The organism is Oceanobacillus sp. FSL W8-0428, from assembly GCF_038004405.1.
GTDB classification, from domain to species: domain Bacteria; phylum Bacillota; class Bacilli; order Bacillales; family Amphibacillaceae; genus Oceanobacillus; species Oceanobacillus sojae.
In genome coordinates, this window is record NZ_JBBORB010000001.1 from 4638393 (window position 1) to 4662500 (window position 24108).

Annotated in this window: 23 protein-coding genes and 1 other annotated feature; of the genes, 10 read left to right on the top strand and 13 right to left on the bottom strand. The window is 37.8% G+C overall.

Translation table 11 applies throughout. The features are described from left to right. Positions 1-377 precede the first annotated feature (377 nt). Positions 378-1367, top strand: coding sequence for a tryptophan--tRNA ligase (gene trpS, locus MKY30_RS22365; RefSeq protein ID WP_339282476.1), 990 nt, complete (start codon positions 378-380; stop codon positions 1365-1367). Between the two features lie 79 nt (positions 1368-1446). On the opposite strand, the gene MKY30_RS22370 is transcribed toward trpS, so the two are convergent. From MKY30_RS22370 to MKY30_RS22395, 6 genes are all read right to left on the bottom strand, one after another. Beyond that, positions 1447-2208: a DUF3603 family protein gene (locus MKY30_RS22370; RefSeq protein ID WP_147210976.1), complete on the bottom strand. Its 762-nt coding sequence runs from the start codon at positions 2206-2208 to the stop codon at positions 1447-1449. 412 nt (positions 2209-2620) lie between these two features. Beyond that, complete coding sequence (locus tag MKY30_RS22375; RefSeq protein WP_147210975.1) at positions 2621-2827, bottom strand: hypothetical protein; 207 nt, start codon at positions 2825-2827, stop codon at positions 2621-2623. Positions 2828-3111: 284 nt separating this feature from the next. Next, the gene (fabF, locus tag MKY30_RS22380; protein WP_147210974.1) at positions 3112-4353 is read right to left on the bottom strand and encodes a beta-ketoacyl-ACP synthase II; all 1242 of its coding nucleotides are present in this window, start codon (positions 4351-4353) and stop codon (positions 3112-3114) included. A 191-nt stretch (positions 4354-4544) separates the two neighbouring features. Next, on the bottom strand, positions 4545-5483 hold the full coding sequence (locus tag MKY30_RS22385; protein ID WP_147210973.1) for a beta-ketoacyl-ACP synthase III: 939 nt from the start codon (positions 5481-5483) through the stop codon (positions 4545-4547). A gap of 132 nt (positions 5484-5615) precedes the next feature. Beyond that, positions 5616-6572, bottom strand: coding sequence for a BMP family ABC transporter substrate-binding protein (locus tag MKY30_RS22390; protein ID WP_147210972.1), 957 nt, complete (start codon positions 6570-6572; stop codon positions 5616-5618). 19 nt (positions 6573-6591) lie between these two features. After that, entirely contained in the window at positions 6592-7194 is a 603-nt protein-coding gene (locus MKY30_RS22395; RefSeq protein WP_147210971.1) for a hypothetical protein, read from the bottom strand. Positions 7195-7433: 239 nt separating this feature from the next. Here MKY30_RS22395 and MKY30_RS22400 point away from each other — a divergent pair, with 239 nt between their 5' ends. Together MKY30_RS22400 and MKY30_RS22405 are read left to right on the top strand one after the other, a co-directional pair. Further along, positions 7434-7610 (top strand): DUF2929 family protein, encoded by a 177-nt coding sequence (locus tag MKY30_RS22400; RefSeq protein WP_147210970.1) that lies wholly within the window; start codon positions 7434-7436, stop codon positions 7608-7610. Between the two features lie 296 nt (positions 7611-7906). After that, positions 7907-8728: an undecaprenyl-diphosphate phosphatase gene (locus tag MKY30_RS22405; protein WP_147210969.1), complete on the top strand. Its 822-nt coding sequence runs from the start codon at positions 7907-7909 to the stop codon at positions 8726-8728. Between the two features lie 101 nt (positions 8729-8829). Here MKY30_RS22405 and MKY30_RS22410 read toward each other — a convergent pair whose 3' ends face one another. Together MKY30_RS22410 and MKY30_RS22415 are read right to left on the bottom strand one after the other, a co-directional pair. After that, positions 8830-9141 (bottom strand): metal-sulfur cluster assembly factor, encoded by a 312-nt coding sequence (locus tag MKY30_RS22410; RefSeq protein ID WP_147210968.1) that lies wholly within the window; start codon positions 9139-9141, stop codon positions 8830-8832. 208 nt (positions 9142-9349) lie between these two features. Then, positions 9350-10135 (bottom strand): alpha/beta fold hydrolase, encoded by a 786-nt coding sequence (locus MKY30_RS22415; RefSeq protein ID WP_307725848.1) that lies wholly within the window; start codon positions 10133-10135, stop codon positions 9350-9352. A 132-nt stretch (positions 10136-10267) separates the two neighbouring features. Between MKY30_RS22415 and MKY30_RS22420 the strand changes: the two genes are divergently transcribed. Further along, the gene (locus tag MKY30_RS22420; protein ID WP_339282479.1) at positions 10268-11110 is read left to right on the top strand and encodes a Cof-type HAD-IIB family hydrolase; all 843 of its coding nucleotides are present in this window, start codon (positions 10268-10270) and stop codon (positions 11108-11110) included. Between the two features lie 115 nt (positions 11111-11225). Continuing rightward, a complete protein-coding gene (locus MKY30_RS22425) occupies positions 11226-11489 on the top strand; it encodes a NifU N-terminal domain-containing protein (RefSeq protein ID WP_077600915.1) in 264 nt (87 codons plus the stop codon). Between the two features lie 165 nt (positions 11490-11654). Here MKY30_RS22425 and MKY30_RS22430 read toward each other — a convergent pair whose 3' ends face one another. Both MKY30_RS22430 and MKY30_RS22435 read right to left on the bottom strand, forming a co-directional pair. After that, positions 11655-12086 (bottom strand): hypothetical protein, encoded by a 432-nt coding sequence (locus tag MKY30_RS22430; protein WP_147210966.1) that lies wholly within the window; start codon positions 12084-12086, stop codon positions 11655-11657. Between the two features lie 15 nt (positions 12087-12101). Continuing rightward, positions 12102-12944, bottom strand: a complete 843-nt coding sequence (locus MKY30_RS22435; protein ID WP_077600913.1) for a YitT family protein — start codon at positions 12942-12944, stop codon at positions 12102-12104. Positions 12945-13200: 256 nt separating this feature from the next. On the opposite strand from MKY30_RS22435, the gene MKY30_RS22440 reads away from it, so the two are divergent. Beyond that, entirely contained in the window at positions 13201-14058 is an 858-nt protein-coding gene (locus MKY30_RS22440; RefSeq protein ID WP_156985964.1) for a DegV family protein, read from the top strand. A gap of 99 nt (positions 14059-14157) precedes the next feature. On the opposite strand, the gene tyrS is transcribed toward MKY30_RS22440, so the two are convergent. Then, positions 14158-15435, bottom strand: a complete 1278-nt coding sequence (gene tyrS / locus MKY30_RS22445; protein ID WP_147210965.1) for a tyrosine--tRNA ligase — start codon at positions 15433-15435, stop codon at positions 14158-14160. A 168-nt stretch (positions 15436-15603) separates the two neighbouring features. Then, positions 15604-15826 (bottom strand) — a binding site (T-box leader). Between the two features lie 124 nt (positions 15827-15950). Between tyrS and MKY30_RS22450 the strand changes: the two genes are divergently transcribed. The 4 genes from MKY30_RS22450 (at position 15951) to MKY30_RS22465 (ending at position 21076) form a co-directional block, all read left to right on the top strand. Next, the gene (locus MKY30_RS22450; protein ID WP_339282481.1) at positions 15951-18449 is read left to right on the top strand and encodes a transglycosylase domain-containing protein; all 2499 of its coding nucleotides are present in this window, start codon (positions 15951-15953) and stop codon (positions 18447-18449) included. A 166-nt stretch (positions 18450-18615) separates the two neighbouring features. Beyond that, a complete protein-coding gene (locus MKY30_RS22455; RefSeq protein ID WP_339282482.1) occupies positions 18616-19248 on the top strand; it encodes a GNAT family N-acetyltransferase in 633 nt (210 codons plus the stop codon). 29 nt (positions 19249-19277) lie between these two features. After that, positions 19278-19925 (top strand): acetoin utilization AcuB family protein, encoded by a 648-nt coding sequence (locus MKY30_RS22460; RefSeq protein ID WP_147210962.1) that lies wholly within the window; start codon positions 19278-19280, stop codon positions 19923-19925. Beyond that, entirely contained in the window at positions 19922-21076 is a 1155-nt protein-coding gene (locus tag MKY30_RS22465; RefSeq protein ID WP_339282483.1) for an acetoin utilization protein AcuC, read from the top strand. The genes MKY30_RS22460 and MKY30_RS22465 overlap by 4 nt, the downstream gene beginning before the upstream one ends. A gap of 104 nt (positions 21077-21180) precedes the next feature. Here MKY30_RS22465 and ccpA read toward each other — a convergent pair whose 3' ends face one another. Together ccpA and MKY30_RS22475 are read right to left on the bottom strand one after the other, a co-directional pair. Then, positions 21181-22176, bottom strand: a complete 996-nt coding sequence (gene ccpA / locus MKY30_RS22470) for a catabolite control protein A (protein ID WP_156985962.1) — start codon at positions 22174-22176, stop codon at positions 21181-21183. Positions 22177-22869: 693 nt separating this feature from the next. Then, positions 22870-23946 (bottom strand): bifunctional 3-deoxy-7-phosphoheptulonate synthase/chorismate mutase, encoded by a 1077-nt coding sequence (locus MKY30_RS22475; RefSeq protein ID WP_147210959.1) that lies wholly within the window; start codon positions 23944-23946, stop codon positions 22870-22872. Positions 23947-24108: the final 162 nt, after the last annotated feature.

Consider the following 24108-nt stretch of genomic DNA (forward strand, 5'->3'; position numbering starts at 1 on the left):
AAGTTAATCAACATAGAAATTCCCCGTGTCATCTTTATTGGATTTTTTGAACATCCTCTTATAGTACATCTTTCCCGCTGATTTTTAGAGAGCTTGTGGTGCTGGAAACAAGTATCAAGGTTAGATGGAATTGGGCTTTGGAGCTTTGTTTTAACAATGAAGTGATTCTATTTATAGAATAATCAGGGTGGCAACGCGGTTCATTCGTCCCTATTTTTGGGAATGAGTGGGCTTTTTTTATTGCCTGGGAAATACTTAAACCAATCCCGGCTTATATCAAGTAAAGGAAACTGCTTCTTTGAAAAATGCTCCAGTCAGCTGAAGCATGGATAACAAATATCTTTTCTGCTTTTAAATAAATGAATGAGGTGAGGACATTGCAAACTATTTTTTCAGGAATTCAACCTAGTGGTACATTGACACTAGGAAATTATTTAGGTGCACTTCAACAATTTGTCGAATTACAGGACGAATATGATTGTTATTTCTGTATTGTTGATGAGCATGCAATAACTGTTCCACAGGACAGATTAGCTTTAAGAAAGAACATTAAATCATTAGCTGCGCTTTACTTGGCTTCGGGTATTGATTCAAATAAAGTAACACTTTTTGTCCAATCAGAGGTTTCAGAGCATACACAGCTGGCTTGGATTTTACAATCCATTAACTATGTCGGTGAGCTGGAAAGAATGACACAATACAAAGATAAGTCAAAAGGACAGGAAGCAGTTTCTTCTGCTTTATTGACTTATCCTACACTGATGGCTGCTGATATCTTACTATATAACACCAATGTCGTTCCTGTAGGAGATGATCAAAAGCAGCACTTAGAGTTGACTCGTAATTTAGCGCAGCGCTTTAATCATCGCTTTAACGATATCTTCACTATTCCAGAAATTCGCATCCCTAAAGTCGGTGCCCGTATTATGTCTTTACAGGAACCCACTAAAAAAATGAGCAAATCTGATACAAATCAGAAAGGCTTTATTTCTATGCTTGATGAACCAAAACAAATCGAGAAGAAAATTAAAAGTGCTGTTACAGATTCAGAGGGTATCGTAAAATTTGATAAAGAAAATAAACCAGGTGTCTCCAATTTATTAACGATCTATTCCGTATGTACAGGAGAGTCCATCGAGAGCCTCGAGCAAAAATATGCAGGTAAAGGCTATGGAGACTTTAAACAAGGTGTAGCAGACGCTGTTATCAGTGTTTTAAAGCCAATTCAAGACAGATACGAAGATTTAATTGATTCTGAAGAGCTTGACCTTATTCTTGATAAAGGGGCTGAAAAAGCTTCATTTACTGCTGGAAAGACATTAAAAAAAGCCAAAAAGGCTGTAGGGCTTGGCAGAGTTAGAAAATAAAAAAACAGCATATAGAGCTTAAATCCGAACTAATGAAAAATCCAAGGAAACAGAGATTGCCCATTTCCTTGGATTTTTTTCAATTTTGTTTAGAGGTATTTTCTTCAGATTCCATTTCAGACTCCCACATCTTTTCCAAGAAAGCCTGCCCCCGGATTAGTTTTCTGCAAAGCTCTTCATGTGCTTGGCTCCAGCCATCCTTCAAGCCATTATATAGTGCCTCCCAAACTTCCTCTTCATCCATATATTTGATATAAGGATATTTTTTGGGGTCCCATTCCGTAAGCCAGTATCTCAGCTCTTGCTTATTATTCGTTGTCTTTAATTGATCTAATCCAATCATTAACAGCTGCTTAAGCTGGCGCTCTCTCCTTGTCAGTCCATGAATAAAGGATGGCGGCATGGATAACATATGATAATCCTTTTGATAATTCTCACTTTTAAATGCGTATGATTTTTGTTCTGCTTTTTCAATCATGCTATACACTAATTGTTCCTGCCTTGGAATTAATCTGCTTTTTCTTACAGGAATATAATATCCCGCCGTATCAAAAGCTAGTATTTCCATACCATCTGTTACTACAGCAGCGTATTCCAGTACCGTTCTTTTTTGACCTTTTCGTATTGTCGCTCTTTTGTAAATACTATCGAGTAAATCTTTCGGGAGTTCACGAATATCGTTTTCAATGTATTCGAAAAGCTCACTCGATATGTACAGCAGCGGAACTTGATCTAACAATTCAATTGAATCAGACTTCCGCCATTCATGGAAGGGGCATACATTATACCCGTTCTCTTCCCCTTCAAACCAATTTACCCAAGCATCATGTAAATATAACATTTCCTAACCCCACCTTATCTTCCATTTAATATCTCTTAGTTCAAAAGAGGAGTATGTTCAACCTTTAAGATACGCTGTAATATCTATTAGTACGTATTCAAAAAGTTCGATAAAAAGGACCAAGAAGTTCAAGGCGGCATGTTTTTTACAAACGGGCTTCCACAGGATGTGGTGACTTCTGTGTTGTCCACAAATGTTTTCGGCGGGACGAGTAATCGCAGTCCCAGGACGTGGACGATTTTAATAGAAGTTCCCATATGTTTTCAAATACGTGAGTATTGAAAAAACATGTCAACGAAGAAATTCGCCGTGTCATTTTTGTTTGACTTTTTGAATGTCCTCTATTACTTCCTTTTGAACATGAAGGTTAAAATACATTATGACCATCTCCCATATTTTTATGCGAAATCCCTTATTTTTCTATGTTAAAATGACGGAGTGAAATCAATAAAAGCAGCAATCCTAAAGGAAAAAAATAACACTCCAGCCTTCCTGCTATAAAAATAAAGTAGTCTGCCCAGGTTAATCCGGCGGGGAGAAAATTAAAATATGCTATGATAGTAACACTTCCTGTAACTGTCATTCCAAATCCGACTAAAAATAAAAAGAAAGACCCCATGGTTTCGCCTCACTTGCTTGTCCATTTACTGTCATTCTATGTGCTTGTCCACCAAAAAATACGAAGTTTTATAAAATCCAAGAAAATCAATTGGTCTTTAAAAGATTGGTGTTCTTACCTAGGAGATGAGCTCGGGGTCCATGGAAAGCGCAGTGTATTTCTGGGCCTAAGATCTAAAATTACTCACCCCAAGAAATCCGTTGCAGCGGCTATCTCCAGTATTTTATATACTTTCTTACTCTTTAAAAAAGCCTATCTCTAAAAAAGAGATAAGCTTTTTATCATTATGCTTCATATTTTTTAAACACAAGTGCTACATTATGTCCGCCAAAGCCTAATGAGTTACTTACAACCGCATTAACTTCCTGATGCCGGGCTTCATTTGGTACATAGTCCAAGTCGCACTCCGGATCTGGATGTTCATAATTGATTGTTGGAGGAACAATTCCATCAACGATTGCTTTAATGGAAATAATCGCTTCAATTGCTCCTGCAGCTCCCAATAAATGGCCAGTCATTGATTTGGTTGAAGAAATTGCTAAGCTGGAGGCTTTTTCACCAAAGACCGTTTTAATCGCCTCCGTCTCATATTTATCATTCAAATTCGTGCTTGTGCCATGTGCATTCACATAATCAATATCATCAGAATTCAGCTCTGCATCATCAATAGCATGCTGCATTGCACGGGCTGCACCTTCTCCATTTTCTGCCGGTGCTGTTATATGAAACGCATCCCCTGTTGCTCCATAACCTACAATTTCTGCATAAATCTTGGCTCCGCGTTCTTTGGCAGATTCCAGTGATTCTAAAATAAGAATACCTGATCCTTCACCCATAACAAAACCATTTCTTTCTTTATCAAATGGACGGCTTGCTTTCTTTGGATCTTCTGTTGTGCTTAACGCTTTCGCTGAAGTAAATCCTGCAAATGCCATGTCGCTGATTGGCGCTTCTGTACCACCGGTAATCATTGCATCCGCATCTCCGCGCTGAATTACTTTGAATGCATCTCCTATGGAGTTCGCACCAGAAGAGCAGGCAGTTACTGTACAAGCATTAATTCCTTTGGCACCTAATTGAATGGAAACTTGTCCTGCAGCCATATCAGGAATCATCATTGGCACGAAGAATGGACTGACACGTTTAGCTCCCTTATCCAAAAACTTTGAATGCTGATCTTCCCACGTCTTCATTCCGCCAATACCAGATCCAATCCATACACCGATACGATCTGCATTTTCATCGGTAATTTCTAATTTTGCATCTTCCACTGCCATTTTCGCAGCCGCTACAGCGTATTGTGTAAATGGGTCCATCTTACGTGCGTCTTTCTTCTCCATATACGCAGCCGGGTCAAAACCTTTCACTTCTGCCGCCGCTTTAGCTGTAAATAGTTCTTTATCCACCTTTGTTACAAAATCAATACCCGACTTTCCGTGAATGATGCTTTCCCACATCGTAGAAACATCATTACCGACGGGAGTTACTGCCCCTAGTCCAGTTATTACGACTCTTTTTCCCACGATTTATATCCTCCTTTTTAGTACGTGTTCAAAAAGTAAGATAAAAAGGACCGAGAAGTTCAAGGCGACGTCATTTTTACGAACGGAGCGTATGCTTTTAAATACGTGAGTAACGTAAAAATGACGTCAACGCAGAAATTCGATGTGTCATTTTTATTTGACTTTTTGAACATCCTCTTTTTACTAGATGAGACTTACCTGCCCCAGCGCATCGCAACCGCTCCCCAGGTCAAGCCTCCTCCAAATCCTACTAATACTATTAGATCATTATCTTTTATTTTACCCTCTTTTACTGCTTCAGATAAAGCCATAGGGATTGAAGCAGAAGAATTGTTTCCAAAACGTTCAATGGATTTCGCCATTTTATCCTCAGAAATTCCTAACCGCTCTCTTGCTGCCTCCATGATTCGAATATTTGCCTGATGTGGAACAAGATAGTCAACATCTTCGCGGGACAGTCCTATTTTTTCAACAACATTTATCGTAGACTCAGGCATCTGTCTCACTGCAAATTTAAAAACTTCTCTTCCATTCATTATTATATGTTCTTCCTTATTTAAGTATAGTTCTTTGCCACCGGCACCATTTGCACCAAGTTCAAAAGAAAGTATACCTTTCCCTTCAGATACTTCACCAATTACTGCAGCTCCAGCACCATCACCAAATAAAACACATGTAGAGCGGTCTGTCCAGTCTGTAATTTTGGATAGCTTTTCAGCTCCGACAACGAGTACTTTTTTATACGTGCCAGCAGCAATAAATTGATTTGCTGTAATAACTCCATACATAAATCCTGCACAGGCTGCACCTATATCCATTGCAGCGGCATTTACAGCACCTAATCTATCTTGAATCAGACAGGCAATTGACGGAAAAGCTGTATCTGGTGTTACTGTCGCCACCAAAATTAAATCAATATCCTCTGCTTTAACATCAGCTTCTTTTAAAGCTTCTACAGATGCATGATACGCCATATCAGAAGTATCAATATCGTCTGTAGCTAACCTTCTTTCAAGAATTCCTGTTCTGGTTCTAATCCATTCATCATTGGTATCAACGATTTTCTCTAAATCATGATTTGTAACTACATTTGTAGGTAAATAATGGCCGGCCCCTAAAATACCGATACTCATTTAACCGCGCTCCCCTTCTATATTACATTACTATCAAACATTATGACTTGGTACTAATTTTAAGACAAAATGAATTGGATAGCAAGTTACAATTTTAGCTTTACTCATGAACTGTACTATCCAATTTCACCGTTAATATTCGTTTGGTAACAGACCCGATTCAATATATTCTTCAATATCTTCCTCTACTTGCATTTTCACATATCTTGGAACAGAGGAATGGAACGCCCCGAGAGAAATATAACCATCTCTGAAATCATAGGTGTAAATTTTCCCTTCCAGGTCTTGTTTATTAAAATCATCTGCCGCTGATTTATACAGATCGCCAATCTGCTGAATGGTGCTTGTTAAAACAGCATCAGGAGCAACCTCCATCTGATCCATCATATAGCCAATTGCAAAAAGGCCATCATTTTCTGCCTCTTTTATAATACTTTCACTAAAAGCATCGCCGATCGGGTAAAAAATATCTACTCCTTCATCCTTCATTACATTATAATTATTCAGAGCAAGATCAACATTATTCCAATCATTTATATACTCCAGCTTTGTTTCCGCCTCTTTGTTTACGTAGTTAACTCCTTCAAAGAAGCCCTCTATCTCCGGCTGCCAGAAATAAGCAGCTATAATGCCTATTTCGTTACTGTTCGTCATATGTCCTGCAACCATCCCTGCAAAAAATCCCATTGCATGAGCATTAAAGTTAAGAGAAGTTACATTTTCCCGCGATTCTCCTCCGTTTACATACACAAAATGAACATCAGGGTAACTTTCTGCCAACGACATAAAATACTCTCCATAAATATTACTGTGGCCGTAAATTAAATTAACACCATCATTCACAAATTGGTCGACAGCTTGCTGCACCTGATGCATTGTTTCTATATTCTCTTCATAAAACACATCGACATCGTACTCATCGCCAATCTCCTGCATCGCCTGGTATCCTTGTTCTGCCCAAGGATTATTATCTATTTCTGCATCCGTTATAAACCCGACATTTTGTATTTCACCTGTCTCAAAATAGGAACAAGCTGGCAGCGTGCAAAATATGAATAGAAGGATTATTGAATAGTAGATATATTTCACCTATAGCACACCCATTCTCTTACAGAAATCGCTTATTAAATTTTTTTATTGTTTTTATTGCTTCCTTTATATTTCTATTTTCCAGCAGAACCTGTTTTTTTTCAACTTTTGTGTTTGTTAAGTTATTGTTAACTGAAGTTACTTCAATTAATTTAGGCAAATGAGTCATTTGTATCCATTGCATAAATACGTTTAAAAAATCTTTAATATAAATGGCTTTATCCTCCCATCCTTTATCTGCATAAGGAATATGTGTGCCATCCATGACTAATCCGGCCTCATCTATTTCCATGCCTTCCCCAATAAGATAAGGCGCTGAAATCACGGAACTGTCTGCATTATCCGATACAATTTTCAGGCTGGAATCTGTTTGAATGTAAAGTATTTTCTCAGCACTTTGTTTTATATTCTTTATCTCTGAACCATCAATGATAATAACAAGATCATAATGATTTGCTATCTGATCTATTTCCTTGAAATGACTGTTCCTACCAAAAAAATCTTCCAGCCCAGTATCAATTCTTGTATCCCGGATGCCATCAACCTGACAGCCTTCATCCAACAACCTCGTCACCACATGGTAACCAACCCAATGGTTATGGGGAATAACTAATATACGCATGGAAAAACACTCCTTTATAGAGATAGGCTTCTAGTTTGCTCCTTTTTGAACAAATTCTAATAGAAACAGCATCACAATTTTTACAAACAGCTATACCTGTAAAATTTAAAAACCAGCCAGTTTATATTAATATTAATTTTTCATGAATTTTTTAGAATGTTTAAAGCAACGAAAAGCTTTTCATGTTAGAATAATATTTATAATGTGTCTTAGACAAGTTAGTAAAGTGAGGTGGACTTATGCGTTATATTATGACTATTTTTTGGGCTGTCGCAATTTCTTTAGCAGTCTCTTATGTACTGACAAGCATGGGTGCAGAACCGTTTGTTATACGTGATGCACTTATTTTAGCGGGAATTTTTGTTTTAGCTGTTTTTGCTTTAGCCGGTTTTGTTTTGAAAGAAGATACCGAGTAAGTAAAACCCCTTGTCTAAATATATGCGACAAGGGGTTTCTATATTTCTAAAAAACATTTGTGAAGCTTATTTGTTAAATGAAAGTTCTATGTCTATACTCTGTAGCATATTTACATAAAAGGACATGCTTCTAAAAACAGAATGCATGGATGCCGGTTCTTAAGCTTTTATCCCTAATAGAATGCAGGGTTAAAATGAAAGTCTACGGCATTTGTAAATTGATTGTACTTCAGCTTTGTCCATTTTAAAAAATAACTGTACAATCATAGAAGAAAAAATAAAGGAAGGTATAAAAAATGGATGCTTTAAGTAATTTATGGACACTGATTCAGTATTTAATTCTTGGTGTTGTTCAGGGAGTTACCGAGCCAATTCCGGTATCCTCCAGCGGACACTTAATCATTGTCAGAGAACTATTCAATATTGAAGCCAGAGGACTTTCTTTTGAAATCTTTGTAAACTTTGCCTCCCTTCTGGCGGTTATGCTGATTTACCGCAAAGATATTGTGCGTCTAATTGTTAACACATGGAAATTCTTATTCAAAGGGGATAAAACCGTTAAAAGTGACTTTATGTTTGTTATTTATCTCGTCATTGCCACCATTCCCGTGGGTGTTATTGGCGTATTATTCGGTGATGCACTGGGCGAGGCATTAAGCGGTACAAACGTAGTTGGTATCACATTATTAATTACAGCACTTTCTCTTTGGATTATCCGTAATCTGCGCGGGCGTAAACAGGATGGTGATTTATCAACAAAAGATGCCATCATTGTCGGACTCGTACAATCTATTGCTGTAACGCCGGGAATAAGCAGATCTGGAGCGACTATCGTAGCATCCATGCTTGTTGGAATGAAGAAGGAAACAGCTTTACGATTTTCTTTCCTGCTTTACATCCCGGTAAGTCTAGGAACAGCTATTCTTGAGATTCCTGAAATCGCTAAAGATCCGGCAATGAGCTATCTATGGGCTCCTTACCTGGTAGCATTTATTGCTGCTTTCATCGCCACCTATTTTGCTCTAAAATGGTTTATGAATATTATGCGCCACGGAAAACTGGAGTATTTTGCATACTACTGTGTAGTCGTTGGTATCCTGGTATTGATTTTCTTATAGAGGATGTCCACACTTATAATACTTAATAAACGAAGGCATCCGCTTTAAAAATTGCGGATGCCTTTGTTATATTTTGCAGTAATAAAATAGCTTCTCTTTTATCAATCCGGAATTCCTAAGGCAATTTTCGCATAACGAGACATGTTCTCTTTACCCCAAGGCGGATTCCAAACAATATTTACTTTTGTTTCTTTTACTTCTGGAATGTCTGATAGAGCATGCTTGATATCTGCTTCAATATGCGCAGATAACGGGCAGCCCATCGCAGTCAATGTCATCGTAACTACACATAAACCATCATCATCCAAATCCACGTCATATATTAAACCGAGATTGACAATATCAATACCTAATTCCGGATCAATAACATTTTCTAATGCACCCATTAAATTCTCTTTCATTGCTTCTTCCATATGTCATCCTCCTTTCCCTATTGCTATTAAACCATAATTTCAGTACGTGTTCAAAAAGTATGCTAATGCGATATTCTTTTTACAGAAAGTGCAATAGAATGCTGAACAGTTTACACAGCATCCGATTAATTCTCCGTCTGTCATTAGTATAAAATTCTCTTCTTAATACATGTTATATTGTCCTTCTCAAACATGTAATGGAATAATTTTACACCAAATGCCGTTCAAACCAGTCTGTTGCATGGTGCATTGCCGGAATGCTTACTTTATGCTCTCTGCCCTTCTCTCCAATAAATTGAAGATGGTCTCCTTTTTTATAGAAAGGCTTTACAGTTTGATAAAAAGAGCTAGAATGCTCAAATGGAACTACTTTATCATTCTCTCCATGCCAGAACATTAATGGCCGTTCATGAAGAGATTCCATGTGATAAGATAAATCAATTTCAGCCAGCTGTTTAAATAAATCATCTAATTCTTCTTTTGTAAACGGGGACTGGCCATTCTTCTCAACATAATACAGCAATTGTTTAGCGTATTCTTGTAATTTAGGTGTCCCCATCATAACAGCAGCTGCGTTCACCCATGAATATTTTACAAGTGCTGCGCTTGTTGTGATACCTCCCATGCTGGTCCCGGCAACTCCGAGTCTATTTTTCTTTAAAAGCTTATTTTTCAATAAGTATTGACGAATTATATCCAGTTCACTAATATTTTTTAATACAATTTCAAAGAAAGCCAGCTGCCGTTCATTATCAGATAATCCGCTGCTTCTCTCGCCATGGTGAAGTGCATCTGGTAAAAGCACACGAAATCCTTTATCTGCAAGCATATAAGCTATTGGCAAATTTTGTTCTTTAGCACTTGTAAAACCGTGAAAATAAACGACGACCGGCCGCTCTTCTTCCACAAACTTTTGATTAATAACATGTAAACAAGGTATGTCCCCGATTGGTTCCTGATAAATTCCTATCATCTTTGACACGCTTCCTTTCACTTATCAACATCCTACCTCTATTGTAAAGTTTTTGTAATATCTTTCGCAAATAAAGCAGCTTTTATTTAACTTTTCTTTACTTTACATATTTTCAAATCATGGTAACATAAAATCATAATGAGAGGTGACAGAATGGAAAATAAAAATAGACACTTAATCGCACTCGATTTAGACGGTACGTTATTGACAGATGATAAGAAAATAAGCGCAAGAAATAAACAGGCTGTATTTCAAGCGATAGAAGCCGGCCACATTGTTGTGATTGCCACTGGAAGACCCGGCCGCGCCAGTATTCAGTACTATCAGGAACTCCAATTAAAAACGCCCATGGTAAATTTCAATGGAGCGCTTGTACACCATCCTTTGGATACCAGCTGGAAAGGTATTCACACACCGATGCCCCTGACTACTGCCCATCGGATTATTGACATCTCCAACGATATCGAAGTGAAAAATATATTAGCAGAAGTACAGGATCAGGTTTATCTAGACCAGTACAGTGAAGATATTATGACTATCTTTAAAGGCTTTCCTGAGGAGTCCCCTTACATTATTGGTGATATTAAATCAAAATTAAAACATGATCCTACGTCCGTTCTTATTCATCCAGATGCTTCACAGGTGGAGGAACTGCGGGATCATTTAAATGATTATCACGCTGAAGTCATTGAGCATCGTAAATGGGGAGCACCCTGGAATATAATTGAAATCATAAAAAAAGGAATGAATAAAGCGGTTGGCCTCAAACGTATTGCTGATGAATATAATATCGACCGGGAAAATATTATTGCTTTTGGCGATGAGGATAACGATTTAGAGATGATTGATTACGCCGGCGTCGGCGTTTCGATGGGTAACGCCATTGATGAACTTGTCTCTGTTTCCAAACATCAAACCTTAACCAATGAAGAAGATGGTATCAGTGTATTTTTAGAGGAATATTTAAACCTTAAAATGAAAAAAATCATTATTTAATCATCCTTTTATAAGGAAGGCTGGCATTCGAAATTTAAGCAGCCTTCCTTTCTTTATCTCTTCTAGATTTTCTGTTAATATGAACTTATGAACAATTACATGAGGAGGTACTCACATGGCAGTACATATTTCCCCCACACCGAATCCAAACGCAATGAAATATACATCGGATAAGGTTATTTTTTCTGGGACAAACAGTATTTCTGTTATGCCCGGTGATGTAAGTGAACATGAAATATTAAATGAATTAATGAAGCTTGAAGACGTTGATAATGTATTTGGTTATCAAAATTTTATTACAGTTAACAAACATTTTGACGCGGACTGGGAAAATATTAACCCAAAAGTGGAAGAATTATTTGTGAAATTTGGTTATTAAAAAGAGGCTGGGGATCACCCCGCCTCTACTTTTTTTATTAACTGATTAATTTCCAAATTGTTTCCTATAACAGGTAAGTCCGAATAACTCACAATTTCTAAAAATTGTCTAATCATCCGGCATCCTTATTTTCATACTATTTCAGGTCCATATTTATTCTGTAGATTACTGTTCTGTATCTATCGGTACAAAGTTTGCGTTAATTTCTTTATTATCTTCGTTTTTTCCATACATAATAACAATTGGCGGCTCCTCATGCTCTAATATATCGCCTGAAAAAGTCTCCATGATTCCAAAGTTTTGAAAAGCCTCTGGATCCTCCCCTTCAAGCTTTACACTTTCTTCCTCTTGAATAATTTCTCCACCCTGCTCAATTCTGTAGAAAAAAACATCTGCCGAAGTCTTCACCTGACCAATAATATGGAATTGTTCTCCTTCTGCTGTAACATCAATTTCCTGAAACATTACTGCATCCGTTGTCTGATTCTCTGTTTCAACACTGTCTTCAGGACCTGCCGGTTCAATAACTTCCTCTTCTCTATTCCCACAGCCTGCTAACAGCAGCGCCACGGCAATAACAACATACCAACGTTTCATACCATACACACCTTTTTAATCTTTTCTAAAGAACCCATAAATTCCGGCAGTTTCTACAATGTTTGTAAATGCCTCCGGGTCTACTTCATTAATTATTCTTTCTAAATCATACAATTCATATCTTGTAATAACAAGGTACATAAGACTTTTATCTGTTTTTGTATAAGCTCCCTTTGCAGGTAAAATTGTAATACCTCTTATCATCTTATCGTGTATAGCTTTTTGAAGCTCATCTGTTTTCTTTGTAACAATCATCGCTGTAACCTTCTCATAACGGGTATGGATTGTATCAATGACACGAGTAGTTACATAAAGAGTCAGCATCGTGTACAAAGCATTTTCAGGCTCATACATAATACCAGCTATAACAATAATCAAGGAATTCATAATCAAAAAATAAGTTCCAATCGGTTTATCTTTCAGACGGGATAAAATCATTGCAACAATGTCCATCCCGCCGGTAGAAGCTCCGGCTTTTAATGTTATACCAACACCAATACCTGCAATAACGCCGCCAAAAACAGCGTTTAATATAATATCATTAGAAATTGAAACCAGCGGCAAAATTTCTAAAAAAAGTGTTGAGAAAAAAACAGATATAACACTATAAATGGTAAATCCTTTTCCAACCTTTACCCAGCCTAAAATAAGAACGGGTATATTTAAAAGAGCCAGTAAAATACCTGTAGACAGACCAATACCTAAGAAATCATTAAAAATACTGGATAATAGCTGGGCTGCTCCTGTAAATCCACTGGCATAAACATTTGCTCCAATAAGGAAAAAGTTTAAAGAAATAGCATTTAATAATGCCCCAATTATAACAATACTTATCCTTTTTGCTTCAATATAAAACACAAAACAGCCTCCTTTATTAAATTTTTTGACTAAACATTCAATTAAACGTAAACTTGATATACAATACTTATTTTAAGAGGATGTTCAAAAAGTTCCCAAATGATAAGCGGCGAATCTCTGCGTTGACGTAAATTTTCCGATACTCACGTATTTAAAAGCATACGCTCCGTTCGTAAAATTCACGTCGCCTTGGTCTTCTTGCTTCTAATTCGAAACCTTTTTGAACACACATTTTAAAGAAATGGATGTGATTATAATGTCAATCACCATTCTAGCTGACAGCGCATGCGATTTATCCGAACATTATTATAACGAATATAATATTGAAATGATACCATTAACTGTTCATCTAAAAGAAAAAGACTATCGGGACAGTATTGATATTAGCCCAAAGACGATCTATGATGCTATGCGGGAAGGCCAGACTCCAAAAACATCCCAAGCATCTGTCAATCAGTTTAAAGATATTTTTACTTCCTATGCAGAAGCGGAAAAACCTTTGCTCTATATCGCTTTTTCATCAGAATTATCAGGAACGTATCAAGCCGCAAAGATTGTTGAGCAGGAAATCAAAGAGAGCTATCCAGAAGCACAGCTACATATTATTGATTCCAAATGTGCTTCACTGGGACTTGGTTTAGTAGTATTAGAAGCTGCGAAAATGGCCCGGCAGAATATCTCCTTTGATGAGCTTATTGCGCAAACTGATAAAAATGCTGAACGAATGGAGCATATATTTACTGTAGATAATTTAGAGTATTTATATCGCGGCGGCCGTGTAAGCAAGACCGCAGCTTTAGTCGGAGGCTTATTAAATATCAAGCCTCTCCTGCATGTTGAAGATGGAAAACTCATTCCTTTAGAAAAAATTCGCGGATCTAAGAAAGTACTTAAGCGAATGATCGAGGTAATGGACAAGCGAGGCAATAATTTAGAAAACCAAATCATTGGTATCAGCCATGGTGATGATCTGCCTCGTGCACAGGAGCTTTCAAAAATGATACAGGATAAATTTAGCGTGAAAGAAGAGAATATTATTATAGAAATGGTTGGCTCTGTGATTGGCGCACATTCCGGTCCAGGAACTCTGGCCTTATTCTTCTACAATAAATAATAATCTATTCTTACTTTTTTACAATAAATGGATAAAAAATAGATTTGACGATAAAATAGTGTCAAATCTATTTTTTCATTTACTCTTTGAACAGTCTTTTTATTGAAAACGAATTAAGTAGTATTTTTTCTTTCCTCGGCGAATTACTGTGAAGGCATCCCCTAAACGATCCGCCTCATCTACAATGTAATCCAAATCCTGTACACGGTCTCCATTAATATAGATAGCTCCATTTTTCACATCTTCTCTTGCCTGACGCTTGGATGAAGAAATAGAAGCATTTACTAATAAGTCAATCAGACCGACAGGCTCCTTCAAAACATCATGATTAGGAACATCCTTAAACGCCTGTTCTACTTCTGTGACATTCAACTGCTTTATATCTCCGCTGAATAATGCTTCAGAAATTTTTTGAGCCTGAACCAGTGCAGCTTCATCATGTATGCTGCGAGTCATTTCTTCTGCCAGACGCCGTTGGGCAACGCGTTTTTCCGGCTGACTTTCCACCTCTTTTTCCAATTCTGCAATTTCTTCATCAGACAGGAAGGTAAAGTATTTAATAAAACGGATAACATCGCGGTCATCTACATTAATCCAAAACTGGTAAAATTCATACGGGGATGTTTTTTCTGGATCTAACCATATTGCATTACCAGCAGTTTTCCCAAATTTCACTCCATCTGCTGTCGTAATAAGAGGTACTGTTAAGCCGTACACTTCTGCTGTTTCACCTTGATTTTCTCTGGAGCGGCGGATAAGCTCCAGTCCGGCAGTAATATTACCCCATTGATCACTTCCGCCAATTTGCAGTGTACAATTTTCTTCTTCGTACAGCCGTAAAAAGTCTAAAGACTGCAGAATCATGTAACTGAATTCAGTAAACGTAATCCCCTGTGCAAGCCTTGCTGAAACGGAATCCTTTGACAGCATATAATTGATGCCAAAATGCTTCCCTGCACCGCGAAGAAAATCAATAATTGTCATATTCCCTAACCAGTCATGATTATTACGGGAAATAACCTGATTGTCATTGGATGTATCATCCATATCAACTATTTTTGCGATTTGATTTTGTATACTTTCCGTAAAACCAAAAACAACCTCTTCCGTATTTAGGCTGCGTTCACTTGACCGCCCGCTTGGGTCTCCAATCATCCCTGTTCCGCCGCCGACTAAAGCAATAGGCTTATGCCCTGCCCGCTGAAACCTGCGCAGCATGGTTAAAGGAACCAGATGACCAATATGCAGACTGTCCGCCGTCGGATCAAATCCACAGTATAATGTTACCTGATTATTTTTGAGATGGTTTTCTAAACCTTCTCTATCAGTAACTTGATTAATTAATCCTCTGTTTTCTAGGTCTTGTAAAATGCTCATGATTCTTCCTCCTTGATTTTTGTTTCACCTGTAGCTCTTGCTGTTTGGTCTCATAATTAGAATGTTCAAGTGTTCTCTATTCTTAAAGGAGAGTCTTACAGCCAGCTCCAGCTGCGATAAATCCATTTTTTAGATAAGAAAATAAAAAACCCGTCTCCTCTCATGAAAGAAAGGGACGAGTTGGATTCGCGGTACCACCCTTGTTGCTGTAATTTACAGCCACTTAAGGTTTGTTAACGATGTTTTACACCGTTCTTCTTATGAGCAAACAGTCAATAAGAAGAATAGCTCCAGATTGTAATTCGCATGTGAATGTATGCTGACTTGCACCAACCGTCAGTTCTCTAAAATAGGGACTCACAATACTACTCCGATCCTTCAATGCTTTTTAATTATATGATACTATTCATAGCACAAATAACATTTCTGTGCAACTATTTTCTTATCATCCTACTACCAAACTCCATTTTCTCTATGTTATAATAAATATAGAATTAGGAGGTCTAATGTAGATTATGAAAGAAAACCTGCAACGTTTTTTTAATACTATAAAGAACTGGTGGAAAAAAGGTGTTCTCCAGCAGGCATCAAGAATTACATATGACGTTGTTTGGAATATTGTATTATTTGTCATGATTATTGGTGTCATCGGAGGAATTTTCGTCGGTGGAATTGGACTGGGATACTTTGCATCACTGGTCCATGATGAACCATTGAGAAGTGAAGCATCTATGGCAGATGATATTTACAATTATTCTGAGACGTCCAGTATTTATTTTGCAAATGATGTTTACTTAGGAGATATCAGAAGTGATTTATATCGTGAGGAAGTAAAGCTCGATAATATCTCTCCTACATTGGTTGATGCTGTTATCGCAACAGAGGATGAGTATTTTCACGAGCACGAGGGTGTTGTGCCAAAAGCTATCTTAAGAGCAACGGCGCAGGAATTTCTAAATTCCTCTGTACAGACAGGAGGAAGTACTCTCACACAGCAGCTTATTAAGAATCAAATTCTGACTGACGAAGTATCATTTGATCGAAAAGCCAAAGAAATATTATTAGCAATGCGGCTGGAAAATTACTTTACAAAAGATGAAATCATAGAAGCTTATTTAAATATTATCCCTTACGGAAGAAATTCATCCGGCCGCAATATTGCAGGTATACAAACTGCATCCAAGGGTATTTTTGGCGTTAATGCTTCCGAACTGACTCTTCCACAGGCAGCCTATCTGGCAGGGCTCCCACAGGGGCCTTCCTCTTACACACCTTTTACAGCTGAAGGAGAACTAAAATCAGAGGAAGATTTACAGCCTGGTATTAAACGTATGAAAACTGTTTTAAACCGTATGCATGATATGGAGTATATAACGGATGAAGAACTGGAAGAAGCTGCAAATTATGATATTGCCGGTGATTTTATAGATGCTGTCCCTTCTTCCACAGATCAATATCCTTATGTCACATATGAAGTGGAAAAACGGGCGAAAGAGATTATTCGGGGATTATTGATGGAAGAAGATGGAGTTACAAAGGAAGATTTGGCAGAAGATGATGATTTAAGGAAAGAGTACGCAGAACGCACAGAAAAAGAATTACGCGATGGCGGCTATCAGATCCATACTACGATTAATAAAGAAATGTATGATGCTATGGAGGATGTCGCAAAAAATTATTCAGACTATGGTTATGCCCAAACCTATACGGCTACAAACAGTGACGGAGAAGAATACGAAGTAACACAGCCTATTCAGGCAGGGGCTATCATGGTTGAAAATAATACCGGTAAAATTCTTTCCTTTGTCGGCGGCCGCGGTTTTGATGAAGAGCATCAGGTAAATTTTGCTACAGATACTAAACGATCTCCCGGCAGTACGATTAAACCTTTACTTGACTATGCACCAGCGATGGAGGAAGGCGTTATTCAGCCTGCAACATCTATTGCAGATTATCCACAGTCATTTCCAAATGGGGGCCCTCCGATAAGAAACTACGGCGGAGGGAATTATGGAATTGTTTCCGCACGCACTGCGCTTGCAAATTCATATAATATTCCGGCTGTAGATACGTATCTGAAAATCATTGATAAAGATCCTGCTGCTAAATATTTAGAAAAGATGGGTGTTACTTCTTTAACAGAAAGCGATCATACTATTCCTTCTCTCTCTATTGGAGCTATGGACTATGGTATGTCGGTAGAAGAAAACGTTAATGCCTTTTCTACATTTGGCAATAACGGCAAATTTGCAGATGCTTATATGATTGATAAAATTACTAACGCTGAGGGCGATGTCCTTTATGAGCATGAAACAGATCCTGTGGAGGTATTTTCTCCACAAACGACTTATCTGACTGTAGATATGATGCGTGATGTTATTGATAATGGAACAGCCAATTATATTAATTCCCAGCTTCAAAATACAAATGTTGACTGGGCAGGAAAAACGGGAACATCCAACGATTATCATGACGCCTGGTTTGTTGCGACAAATCCAAACGTCACATTCGGCACCTGGATTGGCTATGAAAAACCGGCATCGATTGATCATCCTTATCATCTCACATACAGTCAACGTAATATGAAGCTGTGGACAGAATTAATTAATGCCTCTGCAAAGGTCGATCCGGTTTTAGTAACACCAGAGAAGCGATTTGAGCGGCCGGACGGCATTGTCGAGCGAAGCTATTGTGCAGTATCAGGAAAGCTGCCATCTGATTTATGTAAAGAGGTGGGGCTTGTCAAAACAGATTTATTTGACTCGCGCTATGTACCTACGGAAGAAGATAACAGTTTAATAAAAGGCAGCAGGCTGATTCTTAAATCAGACGATGGCGGAAGCTCATTCAGTAAAGGAAATGGAATTATGTTTAACCCTGACTGGCTGAGAGAAGAAGGCTACGATGATATGGGCGACTTTTCAATGCTCTATCCAAGAACAGAAACTGATAAATGGTTGAAAATAGGTATTCCCGCCAGTATGTCATCATCCGGCTCAAGCGATGATGATTAAAAAATTATATTTTGAGTAAAACTTCAAACTATCAAGAGGTTCTTTGATAGTTTGAAGTTTTTTTGTCATCCGTTTCCTGCAATTATCAAAAAATACTAAAAAACGTAACTATTTTCTGTATAATAGATGGTAAGAGCATTTTGTATTTCATAAAGGTGGTGAATGGATGAAACATACAAAGGAATTTGATTCAATCCTTTTAGAAACAGATGCAGGAGTATTAACAATTGAAGGGCCTGTTTCGCGCTCACAGCTGGAACAATATCATTTTCATGAGGAATTAACTGCATTTCGTCCTGCTGATAAGCAATTTGAAGCTCTCTTGGACATTTCAAAATTAAAAGAAGCACGGATTTTAATCGCCCGTACCACGGATACGATTATTGGGTATGTGACGTACTTGCACCCTGACCCATTAGAACGATGGTCCAAATTTCAAATGGAGGACTTAATTGAACTGGGAGCAATTGAAATTATCCGTAAATATCGCGGCGGCGGTGTCGGATCTACACTGCTCCGTCAATCTATGCAGGATCCATATATGGAAAATTATATTGTTATTTCAACGGAATATTATTGGCATTGGGACCTTGACTACAGTCAATTAAGTATCTGGGATTATCGTAAAGTGATGGAAAAGATGATGGCTGCTGGCGGCCTGCTTCCTGCCCCTACTGACGAGCCTGAGATCAACTCCCACCCTGCTAACTGCTTAATGGTCCGAATTGGAAGCAATGTTCCACAGAAATCGATTGAGTTATTTGATAAGATGCGTTTTTTAGGAGTAAACCATTATTAAAAGAGATATAACTGAAGGGGGATTTTACCATGCTGGTTGAAGAATTAATGAACCGAAATATGATAACGCTTCCACCAACAGCAACGATTAATGAAGCTCTGCAGCTGCTGGAAAAACATAAAATTAGACACATTACTATCGTTGACGACAATATGGAGATTCTTGGCATCGTTTCTGATCGTGATGTCAGAGATGCAAGTCCATCTACTTTTTTGGATACAAGTGACTTCCACATTCTCAACAAAGAAATCCAGACCATCATGACAAGCCCTGTTATCACCATTCATCCTATGGATTTTGTGGAAGAGATTGCTTATATTTTCTATGATAAAGAGATTGCCTGTCTGCCGGTTGTGAGCCGAAATAAGCTTGTTGGTGTTGTGACAGAAAAAGATATGCTTTATAAATTAATTCAGTTAACTGGAACGCATGAACAGAGCTCTCTCATTGAAGTAAAAGTGCCTGATAGACCTGGTGAGCTTCCAAGGGTTGCGGCTGTTTTCGGAAATCATAACGTAAATATTGTTTCTGTATTGCTCTATCCTTATAAAGACCCTGACTATAAAATACTTGTCTTTCGTGTCAAAACATTAAATCCTATGCCAATTATTAATGATCTCCGGGAAGCTGGTTATACACTGCTCTGGCCAAATAATATTATGGAGCCGAAAAAATGACAAAAAAGGCTGGTTTTATCTATACTCCAGATTTTTTAAATTATCAATTCTCAGCAGATCATCCATTTAATCATAAAAGGGTTCTGCTTACCAAAGAATTGCTGGAGGAGCAATCCACATTAATAACGGAGGATTTAATTACGCCGCGTATTGCTGCGGATGACGAGATTGCACTTTTTCATGATGCATCGTATATTGAAGCAGTGAAAAGAGCCGGCAACGGGGATTTAAAAGAAGATCGGGCACAGGAATATGGCTTGGGAACAGAGGATACTCCTATTTTTTCAAATATGCATCAGGCTTCCGCCCAATTAGTCGGAGGTACTCTCACAGCTGTTGATAAAATCTTAAATGGAGATTATAAAAAAATAGCCAATATTGGCGGCGGACTGCATCACGGGTTCCAGCGGAAAGCTTCCGGATTCTGTATTTATAATGATTGTGCGATTGCTATTAAATATTTACGTGAACAGGAGGATCTAAAAGTCCTCTATGTAGATACAGATGCCCACCATGGGGACGGCGTACAATCGGGCTTTTACGATGATCCAAATGTATGCACCTTTTCCATACATGAAACGGGACGCTATCTATTTCCCGGTACAGGCAATGTAAGTGAAAGAGGAATAAAAAGTGGACATGGCTACAGTTTTAATTTACCTATTGATGCATTTACAGAGGATGGATCTTTCTTAGAATTATATGAAACTGCTTTACGAAAAATTGCTGCATTCTTCAAGCCGGATATTATTGTGACTCAAAACGGTGCTGACAGCCACTGTCTTGATCCTTTAACTCATCTTTGTGGAACTATGAAGTCGTTTGAAAGGATACCTGCTATTGCTGCAGAAATCGCTGATACGTATTGCAATGGAAGATGGCTGGCTGTCGGCGGCGGCGGTTATGATATGTGGCGTGTTGTTCCACGTGCCTGGGGACAGGTATGGAATGTGATGAAAACGGGTATACCATGCAAGGGACCGTTACCTGAAACATGGCTAAAAAAATGGCAGCAGGAATCTCCTGTCACTCTTCCTGCAAGCTGGCAGGACGGGACGGATATTCAGCCGAATATTCCGAGGAAAGCGGAAATCACGGAGAAAAATAAATTATTGTTGGAAGACATGCTTAAATATACTGCTATTATTTAAGCATGTAAGTATTCATAGTGCTAAGCATTATAAATTACTTATGAAAAAGACAAAGCAGATTATCAGATGTCATCTCATAACTGCTTTGTCTTTTTAAGAATACTTTATTTCGTAGAATCTCTAAACTCCATACGATGCGGCAATACAACGTTCTTCTCTTCTACTTCTTCATCATTCATATACTTTGTCAGAAGCCGCATACCAACTGCACCAATATCATACGTTGGCTGAACAACTGTTGTCAGCTTCGGACGAACCATACTTGCCAAGCGGATATTATCAAATCCAAATACCTCAATATCTTCAGGTACATTCAGTCCATTATCCTGTGCACCGTGAATAACGCCTAAAGCAATCTCATCATACATAACAAATACAGACGCCGGACGGTTCTCTAATTTTAAAAAGTGCTCCATTGCTTCTATACCAGTAGAATAAGCATAAGAACCTTTATAAATGTAATCTTCATTTGGCTCCATACCAGACTCTTTCAATGCACGCAAATATCCATTTGTTTTTAACGTATTCACACTTGTATCTGCCTGGCTCCCTACTAAAGCGGGCAGCTGGTTTGTTTTCTCAATCAATGATTTAGTAGCTTCATATGCAGCCAGCTCATAATCAATATTAACAGAAGGGATGGTATCTGTCGGATCATACGTAGAAGCAAGTACAACCGGAACAGAGCTTGTCTGGAACTGATGAATATGCTCTTCTGTTATATTTCCGCCCATAAATAGAATACCATCTACCTGTTTTTCGAGCATCGTATTGATTAATTCTATTTCCTTGTCCTTATTTTGATCAGAGCTGCTTAAAATAATATTATATTTATACATCGTTGCAATATCCTCTATTCCGCGAGCGAGCTCTGAAAAGAAAATATTAGATATATCAGGAATAATAGCACCGATTGTTGTTGTTTTCTTACTTGCCAGTCCACGAGCAACTGCATTGGGACGATATCCTAATTGTTCAATAGTTGCTAATACTTTCTTTCTTGTTGTTGGTTTTACATTTGGATTTCCATTGACAACCCGTGATACAGTTGCCATTGAAACATTTGCCTCTCTTGCTACATCATAAATTGTAACAGTCATATTTATCTACCTCCTAAAATTCAATTTAAACAAGAACTAATGCTGCATCTAATTATATATCATACGCTACCATGAAAAAAATTACAAAGTTTTCATGAAAACAAAATGAAAATTTTCATAAATACACTTAAGTAAGTGTCCAAAAAGTATCCAAATTAGAAGCAAGAAAGTCACGTCAACGTAGAAATTCGCCGCTTATCATTTGGGTACTTTGGATATCCTCTTAGTATAACATACCTTATTATTATTATATCCAAACCTGTACCTTTGAAAACCTTTTACATTATTTATAGATATACTCTTTTCTTGCATTAGAAAAACTAAGAAAATCATTTGGTCTTTAAAATACTGATGTTCTTGCCGTGGAGATGTCCGCTACGGGAAGTCGCTTTCCACGGGCAACGCCTCAGCCTCCTCGAAAGAAGACCACTTTCCGCGGGGACTTCACCTGTTGCTTTTCCCGCAGGAGTCGACAACATCCGCTCCCATCTTTGAAGAAATATGTTTCATTTGCTTTCTTTCAAAGAAATGAAGATAATTCTAGCGACGCTTTTTGATGGGGCTTAAGATTACTCGCCCCATGAAAACCGTTGGAGCGGCTATCCTCAGCATTTTATACTTTCTTACTCTTTAAAAAAACTACCTCAAAAATTATACCATTAATTTTTGAGGTAGTCTTTATAATAGTCTTTATTATTTTTTCAAACGATTTTCAACATCTTTAATTTCTTTAAAGAATTGATCAAAAGTAGGGATATCCATTTGCTGTGCCGAGTCAGATAACGCAACTGCAGGGTCTGGATGAACCTCGGCCATAACACCATCTGCTCCAACAGCAATCGCTGCTTTTGCTGTAGGCAATAATAAATCTCTTCTGCCTGTTGAGTGGGTTACATCAACGAAAACAGGTAAATGTGTTTCTTGTTTTAAAATAGGTACCGCAGAAATATCTAATGTATTACGTGTTGCTTTTTCGTATGTACGAATTCCGCGTTCACATAGCATAATATTTCTGTTTCCTCTAGACATGATGTACTCTGCCGCATTGATGAATTCTTGAATTGTTGCTGATAATCCGCGTTTTAATAGTACAGGCTTGCCAGCATCTCCTGCAGCCTTCAATAATTCAAAGTTTTGCATGTTTCTTGCCCCAATTTGTACAACATCAATATAATCTACTGCTTTTTCTAAATCAGCAGGATTTACAATTTCACTAATAACAGCTAAATCATACTCATCTGCTACTTTTTTCAGAATCTCTAACCCTTCTATTCCAAGTCCTTGGAAATCATATGGAGAGGTTCTAGGTTTAAACGCTCCGCCACGAAGCAATTTTAATCCTTTTTCTTTCACGGAAGCAGCTACTGCAGCTACCTGCTCATATCCTTCTACTGCACAAGGACCAAATACATAACTGATTCCACCGGCTCCAACTTGTTCACCCTTCAGATCAACCACTGTATTTTCAGCCTGTTTTTTTCTGGATACTAAGAGTGCTTTGCTGTTATCTTCTTCCTGAAGCTCAAGACTAGCTTTAAAGATTTCTTTAAAAATATGTTCAAGGGTCGAATCTTGAAAAGGACCACTATTATTATTTTTAATTTTATCTAGCATTTCACGCTCACGCACTGGATCAAAGCGTTTAATACTCTGCTTGGTTTTTAAATCACCAATCTCTTGATTAATACTTGCTCTCTTGTTAATCAATTCTAGTATTTCCAGATTAACCTTGTCCATTTGCTGTCTTAACTGCTCCATTTCATTACTCATTTTACACTCTCCTCAAATCTCTTAATCATTTAGAATAATTAGAGACCATTATAGCTAAGTTTTTTCTATTTGTCACCACTTAATTAATGTAAAATTTTAATTCTTAAAGAAAATCGGAAAAAAGAAGCTTCTTTTTTTGGATATGCCTGGAAATAAGATATT